This is a genomic window from Sphingopyxis lindanitolerans, from assembly GCF_002993885.1.
Lineage (GTDB): Bacteria > Pseudomonadota > Alphaproteobacteria > Sphingomonadales > Sphingomonadaceae > Sphingopyxis > Sphingopyxis lindanitolerans.
Genome location: NZ_CM009578.1, coordinates 1,565,154 through 1,577,021, shown reverse-complemented (window position 1 = coordinate 1,577,021; position 11,868 = coordinate 1,565,154). Strand labels below are relative to the sequence as shown.

The window sequence follows — 11,868 nt, the reverse complement described above, 5'->3', positions numbered from 1 at the left end:
GACGTCCATGCTCATGCCGGTAACTGCCGCATCGCGAGCATGCCGAGGCCGCACAAGGCGATGCCGACGACCACCGAGGCAAGTACATAGGCGGTCGCCTGCGCGACCTGTCCGCGCTCGAACAATGTCCAGAATTCCATGCTGAACGACGAAAAGGTCGTGAAGCCGCCAAGGATGCCGACGCCGAAGAACAGCCGCGTCGTGTCGCTGCCGCCGCTGCGTGCGAGCCAGCCGATGAGCAGGCCCATCAGCAGGCTGCCGGCGATGTTGATCGACAGCGTCCACCAGGGAAAGCCGGGGCCGAGCCGCGCGAGCATGACCTGGCCGACCAAATGTCGCGCCCCGGCGCCGACTGCACCGCCGACCATGACTGGGAAAAGTCCGTTCATGCTGCCCGCCCTAGCCGCAAAAGCGCGGCGCGGAAAGCATGAGCCTGTCATGCGTCGGGTGACGCCGTGATGGCGGCGGGGCGGCTCTGCGCCGCGCGCCAGTCGGCGGGCCGGGCGAAACGGCCCTGCCAGATGCCGCGCCGTTTCGCCTGCGCTTCGGCTTCTTCGATCCGATAGGCGTCGCTCGTCGCGACGGCCCAGCCCTGGCGCACCATTTCGGCGCCAAGATCGATCCCGCCGGGGTCGGGCTGCGTCCGACATGATGCCAGGGTGCGGCCATAGCGGTCCTTTGCCGCATATTCGCAATGAAGCGGGCCGCGCCCCGCAAGCCGTTCGAGCGCGCTGCGTGCCTCGTGCCCGCACGGCCAGCGGCTGCCGTCGGCGCGGGCGCAATCCTGCCGATATTCGACCGCGTCGATCCCGGTCAGGCGGATCGCAATTGCATCCTGTTCCTGCCGCACGGTCAGGCTGTCGCCGTCGATCACATGGAGGAGCGGCGCGATGGTGATGGTGGCGGGTAGCCCGAACCAGGCGGTGATCGCGAGACCCGCCAGCAGGACCAGCGCGACGAGCGAACGCAAGCGGCGGCGCCAGCGCAGGCGGGTGACGATCGACAGCGGCATGTCTGCCGACTGACCCGCAGCCGCGCGATTGGCAAGCGTAAATAAGGGATTGACGGTAAGAACAAAAAGGGTCCAAAATGGACCGGTCCCGTTTGCTCATCGGTGTATGGACGCCCACACGTCGCCTTGCCAGGTCCAAATTGGCGGCAAATGCGAACGAACAAAAGGTGAATATTGCCGAAATGACGACATAAGGACACCGGGACGGAGCGAGGGCAGAGGGGACTTAGCATGGGACAGGCGATTCGGATTCGATCCGGGGCAGCGGGCTTTCCGCCGCCGGGATTCGGCGATGGCGCGGTATCGTCGCTGTTGCTGGTGGGGCCGCGGACGCGGGGCGACGAACTGGCGGCGCTGGAAGGCGTGCGCGTGTCGCTCGCCGCCCCCGCCGAGGCGGCCAACCATCTGCGCGCGATGCCGATCGCCGACATCCTCTGGCTGGCGTCGGCGGACATCCTCGAGGCCGATCGCTTCGTCGGCCTGTGCCAAGCGGCGGCTGCAAAATCATGCCATCTGGTGTGCGAAACGCCGCTCGATGCGCTCGACCGGCTGACAGCGGCGGTGCCGGGCGCGCTCCGTGTCGAATGGCTGGTCGATGCCGATGCGACCGACCGGCGCGTCGCGCTGGCGGCCGCGCGGCGCGAATGGCATCAGGCGGTGCATGAGGTTACGCGCGATCCCGCGATGGAGCGCATCGACCGGCTGCAGGAGGAGGTGGCGCGCATCTCGCGCCTGCTCGGCGACCTTGCGGGGCAGCAACGCGGCGGGCTTTCCGGAACACCGGCGGCCTATGCGCCCGCCAATGAGGGTTTCGGCGATTATGCGGGGCAGGTTCGCGCGCCGACGCGCGATTTCGCGGCGATGCCGCGCAGCTTCGTGCCCGAGGAGCGCACGGTCGATCGCCAGCGCGCGAAGGCGGTGCGGCGGATGCTGCGCCAGCGGCGGATGCGCGAGCAATATTTCCCCGCCGACCTCTTCGCCGATCCGGCGTGGGACATGCTGCTCGACCTCTATGCGGCGCGGCTGGAACGGCAACCGGTATCGGTGTCGAGCCTGTGCATCGCCGCCGCGGTTCCCGCGACGACAGCACTGCGCTGGATCAAGACGATGACCGATGCGGGCCTGTTCCTGCGCGAAGCCGATCCGCTCGACGGTCGCCGCATCTTCATCGCGCTGTCGGAAGCCGCGTCGGACGCGATGATGCGCTATTTCGAGGCTTTGGAGGAATAGGCGGCGCTTGCCAGCGCGGGCGGCTTATGGCAGGGGCGCGCTTCCCGCTCGTGGCGATATCGAGGGGCGCTTAGCTCAGTTGGTAGAGCATCTCGTTTACACCGAGAGGGTCGGCGGTTCGAGCCCGTCAGCGCCCACCATCATCCCCCGGTCTGCTGCGCGCCGCGTGCACGCCGGATGCTCCACAGGGTGATCAGCCCGACGGCGACCCAGATGACGTTGAGCGCGGCATTGGGCAGCGCGCCGTGATAGCCCGAATTGACGATGAAACCGGCGGCGCCAAGGACATTCATCCCCTGATAGACGCGGCCGCGGGCTTCGATCTTGCCGAACGACAGCAGGGCATAGGCGGCGAGGATCAGCACCGCCGCCGACCAGCCGATCACCTCGATCGCGATCCGTAGCGCGTCCATGGCTCGCTCCCTTCGCTCTCAGCGCTCAGCGCATCGCGCGTTTCGATATCGTCGATCGCCGCCTCATCGGGGACGCAGGCCGAGGGCGACAAGGGGAAACCCGCTCATCGCCCTCGCTCGGTCTCAGGCGGCGAGCTTGCGCAGCACATAGTGCAGGATGCCACCGTTCATATAATATTCGACCTCGTTCGCCGTATCGATGCGGCAGAGCGTATCGAAGCTGAAGGTCGAGCCGTCGGGGCGGGTGACATTGACGGTCACCGTCTGGCGCGGCTTGATGTCGGCGACGCCGGTGATGGTGAAGCTGTCGTCGCCGGTCAGGCCCAGCGTCTCGCGGCTCTGGCCTTCGAGGAACTGGAGCGGGAGCACGCCCATGCCGACGAGGTTCGAGCGGTGGATGCGCTCGAAACTTTCGACGATCACCGCGCGGACGCCGAGCAAATTGGTGCCCTTCGCCGCCCAGTCGCGCGACGAGCCGGTGCCATATTCCTTGCCCGCGACGACGACGAGCGGGGTGCCGTCGGCCTTGTGGCGCATCGCGGCGTCGTAGATCGGCATGACCTCCTGACCATAGCGCGACATGCCGCCCTCGATGCCGGGGACCATCTCGTTCTTGATGCGGATGTTGGCGAAAGTGCCGCGCATCATCACTTCGTGGTGGCCGCGGCGCGAGCCGTAGCTGTTGAAGTCGGACTTGCTAACCTGATGATCCATAAGCCATTTTCCGGCCGGGCTGTCCGCCTTGATGCTGCCCGCGGGGCTGATGTGGTCGGTGGTGATGCTGTCGCCGAGGATCGCGAGCGGCTTCGCGCCGACGATGTCGCTGACCGGCGCGGGGGTCATCGTCATCCCTTCGAAATAAGGCGGGTTGGCGACATAGGTCGAGCCCGCGCGCCACTGATAGGTGTCGCTGCCCTCGACCTCGATCTTCTGCCAATGCTGGTCGCCGGTATAGACATGGGCATAGCGCGCCTCGAACATATCGCGGCTCACCGCGCCGGCGACGACGCCCGCGACTTCCTCATTGGTCGGCCAGATGTCCTTGAGGAACACATCCTTGCCCTGCTGGTCCTGGCCGATCGGGGTGGTGGTGAAATCCTCGATCACCGTGCCCTTCAGCGCATAGGCGACGACGAGCGGCGGCGAGGCGAGGAAGTTGGCGCGCACGTCGGGCGACACGCGGCCTTCGAAGTTGCGGTTGCCCGAAATCACCGCCGCGGCGACGAGGCCATTTTCGTTGATCGCCTTGCTGATCGGCTCGGCGAGCGGACCCGAGTTGCCGATGCAGGTCGTGCAGCCATAGCCGACGAGGTTAAAGCCGATATTGTCGAGATGCTCCTGCAACCCGGCCTTGATCAGATAGTCGGTGACGACCTGCGACCCCGGGGCGAGGCTGGTCTTGACCCACGGCTTGGGCTTCAGGCCCAAGGCGTCGGCCTTTTTCGCGACGAGCCCCGCGGCGATGAGCACGCCGGGGTTCGAGGTGTTGGTGCAGCTCGTGATCGCGGCGATGGTGACGTCACCGTCGCCGATGTCGAAATCCTTGCCCTCGACCGGGACGCGCATCCCCGCCCTTTTATAGGTGTTGGTCATGTCGGCGTTGAACACGTCATCGACGTCGGGAAGCGAGACGCGGTCCTGCGGACGCTTTGGCCCGGCGAGCGACGGGACGACGGTCGCAAGGTCGAGTTCGAGCGTGTCGGTGAACACCGGGTCGGCGGCGCCGTCGACGATCCACAGGCCCTGCGCCTTGGCATAAGCCTCGACCAGCGCGATATTTTCTTCGCTGCGGCCGGTCAGCCGCATATAGGCGATCGTCTTGTCGTCGATGCCGAAGAAGCCGCAGGTCGCTCCATATTCGGGCGCCATATTGGCGAGCGTCGCGCGGTCGGCGAGGCTCAGCGACGCAAGACCGGGGCCGAAATATTCGACGAAGCAGCCGACGACACCCTTGGCGCGCAGCATCTGCGTCGCGGTGAGCACGAGGTCGGTCGCGGTGACGCCTTCCTTCAGCTTGCCGGTGAATTTGAAGCCGACAACTTCGGGGATCAGCATCGACACCGGCTGGCCGAGCATCGCGGCCTCGGCCTCGATCCCGCCGACGCCCCAGCCGAGCACGCCGAGCCCGTTGATCATCGTCGTGTGGCTGTCGGTGCCGACGCAGGTGTCGGGATAGGCGACCATGTTGCCGTCGGCATCCTCGCTCGACCACACCGCCTGCGCGATATGTTCGAGGTTGACCTGGTGGCAGATGCCGGTGCCCGGGGGCACCGCCTTGAAGTTCGACAGACTTTTCGACCCCCATTTCAGGAAGTCATAGCGTTCGCCATTGCGATAATATTCGATCTCGACATTCTGCTCGAACGCTTTCGGCGTGCCGAATTCGTCGACCATGACCGAATGGTCGATGACGAGGTGGACGGGGACGAGCGGGTTGATCCGCGTCGTATCGCCGCCGAGGGTGGCGATCGCATCGCGCATCGCGGCCAGATCGACGACGCACGGCACGCCGGTGAAATCCTGAAGCAGCACGCGCGCCGGGCGATACTGGATCTCGCGGTTCGAATGCGGGTTCTTCTGCCAGTCGACGAGCGCCTGGGCGTCATCCTTCGACACGGTGAAGCCGCCATCTTCGAAGCGCAGCAGGTTTTCGAGCAGCACCTTCATGCTGAACGGCAGCCGCGACACGTCGCCGAGCTTTGCCGCGGCCTTGTCGAGCGAATAATAGGCATAAGTCTTGCCGCCGACGCTCAGCGTCGAACGGGTGCCCAGCGTGTCGTTGCCCGTGGTGGTCATAAAGCAAGCAGTCCCCATGTTGGCGCGGCGGGGAATGACGGCCGGAAGCCCGATCGGGAGAGTGGGGCAAGCGGAGTCGCGCGCGCGGTTTATGTTGGCGCCGCCTTACGCCGGGGGTGGGGAAATGCAAGGGGGCGAGGGTGGTTGGTTCGCGCGGAGACGCGGAGGCGCGGAGGAAATCCGCCGCGTTCACCCGCTTCGTCACCCCGGATCAAGTCCGGGGCTCGCTACCCCTCCCGCAAGCGGGAGGGGAGCAAAGTGGGGCGGGAGGGGCTTAAGAATGCCAATCCCTTCATGCCCGGCCTTCGCCTTCGCGAGGATGGATGGACGGTGGCGCGGACGCGGACCTTCCTTGCCTTGCTCGCGCAGACCGGGTGCGTCGCCGATGCGGCGCGGGTGGCGGGGGTCAGTACGACATCGGTCAATCGTTCGCGCAAGCTGTTCGCGCCGTTCGACCGGGCGTGCGCCGAGGCGCTCGCCAACGCGCTGCGCGGGCTGGAGGCGGTGGCCTATCAGCGCGCGGTCGAGGGGCGCGAAACGGTGGTGATCCGCGAGGGCCGCGAGGTCGAGCGGCGGATCGTGCCGTCGGATGCGATGCTCGCGCTGCTGCTGAAGCGCGGCGACCTGTCGGGGGCGCTTGGGCGGGCGCTGAGCCCGGCGGAGGCCGAAGCCTTTGTGCTGCCCGAGACGGTGCGGCACCGCTTTATCGACCGCGCCGAATATGAAAGCGGGATCGTGTTCCAGGACGGGGTGAAGCAAAAGCACCATGTCGCGACGCAGGAAGAAACCGACGCGGTGCTGATCGAGCGGATTGGGATGCTCCAACATTATCACCGCTTCCGCCGCCTCGATCATCCGCCGTGCGCCACCTGCGGGCAGATGGTGCCGTTGACCGAGGAGGAACTCGCCGAGCTCGACCGGGCGGAGGCGGCGGGTGAGTTGGCGGAGTTCTTGCCGCCCGCTGGCTGACGCGGCGGCGTTCCGCCGCGCGGGCGCGCTCAGGCGGTGGCCCCGAGCCGGATCGGGGCGGGGCGGAAGGCGTGGACGCGGTCGCGGCCGGCGCGCTTTGCCTCGTAGAGCGCCTGGTCGGCGTCGCGCAGCAGCGCCGACAGCGCGGTGCCGGGTGCGCCGACGGCCAGGCCGATGCTGGTCGTCGGGCGCAGGCTGGCGGGGATGCGGTCGGCGCAGGCGGTGTGAAGCCCGGTGCGGACGCGCTCGGCAAGCTGGCGCGCGCCATCGATCGCGAAGCCGGGAAGGAGCAGCGCGAATTCCTCGCCGCCGATGCGGCCCGCGACCATCTCTGCCGGGCCGACGGCGCGGACATGGGCGCCAAAGGCGGCGATGATCGCGTCGCCGACCGCGTGACCGTGAGTGTCGTTGACCGACTTGAAGCGATCGAGGTCGGCGATCAGCAGCGCGGCGGGCTGGCCGGCGTCGGCGCAGCGGCGCAGCGCGGCACCCGCCTTCGCCTCGAACCCGCGGCGGTTGAGCAGGCCCGAAAGCGGGTCGCCATCGGCTTCCGCGCGAAGCTCGGCGACCATGTCGATCGCGACCGCGACCATCAGGCTGATCGCCGAGACGATCGACACCATCGCCTGGCTGAACTGCACCGTGGTCCAATAGAGCGATTGCTGGAAGCCGACATAATTGTCGACCCCGCCGCTGACGCTGAGGATGACGATGGGGCGGAAGAGCAGGTTGGCGGCCGAGAGCGCCGCGACCCAGAACAGCACGCGGTCGATCAGATAGGGCCGCTCGATCGGCCACAGCGCGCGCACCACCATCAGCGCGATCACCCCCGCGCCGACGCTGATCGCATAGATGCGCGCCGGGATGCTCGGCTGGCCGAGCAGGAACCAGGTGAAGACCGCGGTCGACAGCGCCGCGACGACCGCCATCGCGCGCCAGGGAATCGGCAGGCCATAGCGCCCGATGATCGCGGCGGCGAACAGCGCGCCGGTGGCGAGGAAGCCGATGTTGGCGGGAAGCCGCTGCAACTCCATCGGCATCACCGGGGCGACATCCTGGAACAGGAAGGCGATGGCGGTGGCGAGATAGGCGCCCGCGGCATAGGCGATATAGCGCTCGCGCCGCTGCAGCCACATCAGGAAAAAGGCCGCCGCGAACGCCAGGCCGATGCCTGGGTTGAGGAGTGAAATGAAGAGCTGTCCCGTCAACGCATCCTGCCTCGGTCTCCGCGCGATCCTAGGCGGGGCCTATATAACAAGTGGTTACGGCAAGATGGAAGGTCAATGACCGTGTGTGAGGGTGAAGAGGGACCTAGGCCGTGCCGCGAACCGCGAGGCGCACGGGAATGCGCGTGCCGCTGTGCGTGAAATCATCATCCTCGAGCGCCATTGCGACGAGCGCTTCGCCCGCGGCGTCGAGGTCGGGCTCGATCGTGGTCAGCGCGGGGTCGGCCATATTGCCGGCGCGGATGCCGTCGAAGCCGATCAACGCGATGTCCTGCGGCACGCGGCGCCCGGCTTCCTTGAGGCCCTGGAGCACGCCCAAGGCGAGCATGTCGCTCGCCGCGAAAATCGCATCGACATCGGGGTGTGCGGCGAGCAGCGCGTGCGCGGCGGCGACCCCCTGGGCGTGGCGATCGGCGGCGGCGGGGGGCTCGACGAGAATCGGCGGGATGCCGTGCGCGGCGAGCGCGGCGGTGAAGCCTTCGCGACGCTCGTCGAACTGGCGCTGCGGCGAACGCTGCGGGCCGACGAAGGCGATACGCCTCCGTCCGCTGGCGACGAGATGGTCGGCGGCGAGACCGCCGCCGGTGCCATTGTCGCTGCGCATCCAGTGAAAGGGGTCGCCGGGGCTGCCCCAGCAGACGAAGCCGAGGCCGGTGGCCTGCGCCGCGGCGAAATAATCCCACGCGGCGCGGTTGCTCGTCGTGCCGATGACGATCATCGCGTCGGCAAGCCCCGAGGCGACGAAGTCGGCGCGGAAATTGGCGGCGCTTTCCTGGAATGAAACGAGCAGGTTGAACCCGCGCGCCGAGGTCGCGGCGGCGATGCTGCCGAGCAGCGCGAAATAAAAGGGGTTGATCGCGCTGCGATCCTCGCCGGGGCGGCAGACGGTGACGAGCGCGAGCGTCTCGCTGCTCTTGAGGCGGAGCGACGAGGCGTGGCGGTCGACGACATAGCCAAGTTCGCGCGCCGCGGCGGCGACGCGGGCGCGGGTCTCGGCATTGACGCCGGGGCTGTTCCTGAGCGCGCGCGAGACGGTCGATTGCGACACGCCGGCGCGCTCGGCGACGTCGAACGATGTCGGGCGCGGCGTCTTCATCGGCAATTCTTCTCCCCCTCTGCGCCGTCTGTCGCGGCGAGGGCGGGGCTTGTCAATGCGGGGCGCAGCCGCGTTTCCTTTCTTCGTCACCCTGACCCTGAAACAAGGTCAGCATGACGAGATCAATGAAGGTGGACGCTTCAAAGCCCGTCGAGTGCGAGGAGAGCGAAGCTCGCGAGCCAATGTTCGCCCATATAGTCGCCGGTGACGTGGGGGAGGGCGGCGTCGAGGTGGCGCTGGGCCGCGGCCTCGGCGACCGGGTGGACGGGGTGCGCGGGGCCGAGCGCCGCGGCGATGGCGCGCCAGCACCAGGCGCGGCTGAGAGCCAGGCCGTCGAGATGCGCGATCTTGCCGTCGCTGCGGTCGGAGACGGTGGCGGGGGTGAAGAGCGTCGCGGGATGCCCGGCGGCGGCGCGGGGGAGGAAGGCGTCGAACCAGGCGGCGAAATCCGCGCCGAGGACGGCGGCCATCAGATGCGCTTCGGTGAGGGCGGAGGAGAGGAATTCGTCGCCGCCGGGCTCCCACGCCTGGCAATCGCGGTCGCCGCCGAACCAGTCGCGGGCGCGGGCGTCGATCAGCGCGGCGAGGGCCGGGTCGCGGGGTTCGGCCCAGTGGCGCGCGAGAAGGAGGGCGAAGGCGATGTTGAAATGGGTACCGACGCGCAAGGGGTAGGTGAGCTTGGGCAGGAAGCCATGGAAGCGCGCGGCGAAAGCGGCGGCAAGCGGTTCGAGCGCGGCGGCCCAGGGGGCGTCGTGGCGCGCCGCCTCGGCATGGAGCGCGAGCAGCCATGCCCAGCCATAGGGGCGCTCGAAACCGGCCGCCATCGGGCGATCGAGGAAGGCGCGTTCGCCCGCGATCTTGTCGGGCACCAGCATCGCGTCGGCGCGGGCGCGGATCTCGGCGGCGACGGGTAGGTCGGGGAAGCGGCGCGCGAGGCGGAGAATCTGCCACCAGCCATGGACGCAGCTATGCCAGTCGAAGCTGCCGTGAAAGATCGGGTGATGCTCGCGCGGCGGCTTCGCATCCTCGGGGCCGTTCAGGACGAGGTCCATCTTGTACGGATATTCGCGGCCGAGGTGGGCGAGAGTCGCGGTCGCGAAGCGGGTGGCGTGGGCGGGGGTGAGGTGAGTCATTAGGGGAATTCTACTATCCGTTCGTGCTGAGCTTGTCGAAGCACCGTTCTTTTCTTGCGACGTTGCAGAAGGAAGAACGGCCCCCTTCGACTGCCTTGCAGGCGCTCAGGACAGGCTTCGACAAGCTCAGGGCGAACGGAATTGGGGTGAGCGCTAAAAGGCAAAGAGCCAGAGGAAGACGATGTTGACCGTCAGCAGGGGCAGTGCGGTGCCGATCTGCGCCTTGATCACGCCATAGGGGTTTTTGAGGTCGAGCAGCGCGGCGGGGACGAGATTGAAGTTCGCCGCCATCGGGGTCATCAGCGTGCCGCAGAAGCCCGCGAGCATGCCGATCGCCGCGACGACCGCGGGGTCGCCGTGATAATGTTTGATGAGCAGAGGCAGGCCGACCGCCGCCATCATCACCGGGAAAGCGGCGAAGGCGTTGCCCATCACCATGGTGAAAAAGGCCATGCCGAGCCCGAAGGCGAGCACCGCGCCGAACAGGCTGCCTTGCGGAATGGCGCTGCCGATCAGGGTGCCGACGACCTCGCCGACCCCGGCGAGCGCGAAGACCGCGCCGAGGCTGGCGAGCATCTGCGGCAGGATCGCCGCCCAGCCGACCGCGTCGAGCAGGCGGCGCCCCTGCTGCGCGGGAAGGAGGAGCGGAGGTTTGAGGCGCGCCATGCCGACGCCAAGCGCGATCAGCACGCCGATGCCGAGCGAGATGAGCGTCGCCTGCTTGGGATCGGCGAGGCCGGGGACATATTTGAAGAGGAAGGTGCCCGCGAGCGCGACCGCGGGGATGATCAGCGCGACGAGGAGCAGGAAATGGCCGTGGGCCGCGGCGCGTGCGGCCTGGACGTCGGGCGCGACGTCGCCGCCTGGGGCGCGGCCGATCTGACCGGCGCCCGCGATGGCGACGAGCGCGAGGACGAGCAGGCCGTTGCCGAAATCGCCGAGCCGGTCGCCGCCGAGCATCGACAGCGCGAGCAGGCCCCAGAAGGCGGCGTTGCCGAAACGCTTTGGGTTGGTGCGGTCCGCTATGCCAAGGATCGCGAAGAGCGCGAAAGCGAGCCCGGCGAGGACATAGACGAAGCCGAGGGTGATCATGCGCCCGCTCCCCGGCTTTTCATCCGCCGTTCGAGGCGGCGGAGGCGGAAGGCGTGGATCAGGAACGCGGCGATCGCGGTCGGGATCGCCCAGAGCGAGAGGTGCAGCGGCTCGATCACATAGCCATAGGTTTCGAGCAGCCCCTTCATCAGCAGGATCGAACCGATCGCGAGGAAGATATCCTCGCCGAAGAACAGCCCGACATTGTCGGTCGCGGCGGCGAAAGCCTTGACCTCCTCGCGCTGGTCGTCGGTGAGCGCGGGGTTCGCGGCCTCGGCGGCGGCTTCGGCCATCGGCGCGACGAGCGGGCGCACCGTCTGCGGATGCCCCGCGACCGAGGTGAGGCCGACCGCCGCCATCGCCTGGCGCAGGATGAGGTAGGAGGTGAGGAGGCGCCCGAGCGTCGCGCCCTTCATGCGATCGATCAGGCTGCGCGCATGCTGTTGAAGCCCATAGGCTTCGAGCAGGCCGATGACGGGAAGCACGATCCAGACGATCGACACATAGCGCGTGTCGTTGAACGCCTTGCCGAACGCCGCGATGATCGCGGTCACGTCGAGCCCCGCCGCAAGTCCGGTCGCGAGCGCCGAGGCCATGATGACGAGCAGCGGATTGAAGCGGAGCAGGAAGCCCGCGATGATGATGACGATGCCGATCAGGACGAGCATCAGGAGCGCACCTGTGTGGTGAGCGAGGAAATGGGTTCACGCGGAGACGCGGAGACGCGGAGAAAGAGAAATTCGCGCAGAGCGCGCAGAGGACGCAGAGAGTAAAGGCCATGTGTCCCCGCGAAGGCGGGGATCCATCTCCGGTGAGCGCGATGTGGAACCGGCGGGAGATGTGTTCCCGCCTTCGCGGGAACACACAGGATATTTGAATATCTCTCTGCGTCTCTGCGCGA

Annotated in this window: 11 protein-coding genes and 1 tRNA gene; 3 read left to right on the top strand and 9 right to left on the bottom strand. The window is 67.7% G+C overall.

The features are described from left to right. Nucleotides 1–11 precede the first annotated feature (11 nt). Both crcB and CVO77_RS07595 read right to left on the bottom strand, forming a co-directional pair. Complete coding sequence (gene crcB / locus CVO77_RS07600; protein ID WP_105998600.1) at nucleotides 12–389, bottom strand: fluoride efflux transporter CrcB; 378 nt, start codon at nucleotides 387–389, stop codon at nucleotides 12–14. Nucleotides 390–436: 47 nt separating this feature from the next. Then, a complete protein-coding gene (locus CVO77_RS07595; protein WP_105998599.1) occupies nucleotides 437–1,012 on the bottom strand; it encodes a thermonuclease family protein in 576 nt (191 codons plus the stop codon). Between the two features lie 231 nt (nucleotides 1,013–1,243). Here CVO77_RS07595 and CVO77_RS07590 point away from each other — a divergent pair, with 231 nt between their 5' ends. Together CVO77_RS07590 and CVO77_RS07585 are read left to right on the top strand one after the other, a co-directional pair. Beyond that, nucleotides 1,244–2,242: a MarR family winged helix-turn-helix transcriptional regulator gene (locus CVO77_RS07590; protein ID WP_192878887.1), complete on the top strand. Its 999-nt coding sequence runs from the start codon at nucleotides 1,244–1,246 to the stop codon at nucleotides 2,240–2,242. 64 nt (nucleotides 2,243–2,306) lie between these two features. After that, nucleotides 2,307–2,382, top strand: a tRNA-Val gene (locus tag CVO77_RS07585). Here CVO77_RS07585 and CVO77_RS07580 read toward each other — a convergent pair. Further along, nucleotides 2,383–2,655 carry a CBU_0592 family membrane protein gene (locus CVO77_RS07580; protein WP_105998598.1) on the bottom strand — a complete coding sequence of 91 codons (273 nt, stop codon included), beginning with the start codon at nucleotides 2,653–2,655 and terminating at the stop codon, nucleotides 2,383–2,385. It abuts the tRNA gene before it with no gap. A 123-nt stretch (nucleotides 2,656–2,778) separates the two neighbouring features. Then, nucleotides 2,779–5,451, bottom strand: coding sequence for an aconitate hydratase AcnA (gene acnA, locus CVO77_RS07575; protein ID WP_105998597.1), 2,673 nt, complete (start codon nucleotides 5,449–5,451; stop codon nucleotides 2,779–2,781). Nucleotides 5,452–5,745: 294 nt separating this feature from the next. Here acnA and CVO77_RS07570 point away from each other — a divergent pair, with 294 nt between their 5' ends. Then, nucleotides 5,746–6,420 (top strand): hypothetical protein, encoded by a 675-nt coding sequence (locus CVO77_RS07570; protein ID WP_105998596.1) that lies wholly within the window; start codon nucleotides 5,746–5,748, stop codon nucleotides 6,418–6,420. 29 nt (nucleotides 6,421–6,449) lie between these two features. Here the strand turns inward: CVO77_RS07570 and CVO77_RS07565 are convergent, their stop codons facing one another. The 5 genes from CVO77_RS07565 to CVO77_RS07545 all read right to left on the bottom strand — a co-directional run bounded on the left by CVO77_RS07565 (nucleotide 6,450) and on the right by CVO77_RS07545 (nucleotide 11,635). After that, entirely contained in the window at nucleotides 6,450–7,628 is a 1,179-nt protein-coding gene (locus CVO77_RS07565; protein ID WP_105998595.1) for a GGDEF domain-containing protein, read from the bottom strand. 103 nt (nucleotides 7,629–7,731) lie between these two features. Continuing rightward, nucleotides 7,732–8,742: a LacI family DNA-binding transcriptional regulator gene (locus CVO77_RS07560; RefSeq protein WP_105998594.1), complete on the bottom strand. Its 1,011-nt coding sequence runs from the start codon at nucleotides 8,740–8,742 to the stop codon at nucleotides 7,732–7,734. A gap of 140 nt (nucleotides 8,743–8,882) precedes the next feature. Continuing rightward, nucleotides 8,883–9,875 (bottom strand): DUF2891 domain-containing protein, encoded by a 993-nt coding sequence (locus tag CVO77_RS07555; RefSeq protein WP_105998593.1) that lies wholly within the window; start codon nucleotides 9,873–9,875, stop codon nucleotides 8,883–8,885. Nucleotides 9,876–10,028: 153 nt separating this feature from the next. After that, nucleotides 10,029–10,967 (bottom strand): DUF979 domain-containing protein, encoded by a 939-nt coding sequence (locus CVO77_RS07550; protein WP_105998592.1) that lies wholly within the window; start codon nucleotides 10,965–10,967, stop codon nucleotides 10,029–10,031. Further along, nucleotides 10,964–11,635 (bottom strand): DUF969 domain-containing protein, encoded by a 672-nt coding sequence (locus CVO77_RS07545; RefSeq protein ID WP_105998591.1) that lies wholly within the window; start codon nucleotides 11,633–11,635, stop codon nucleotides 10,964–10,966. The genes CVO77_RS07550 and CVO77_RS07545 overlap by 4 nt, the downstream gene beginning before the upstream one ends. Between the last annotated feature and the right edge of the window lie 233 nt (nucleotides 11,636–11,868).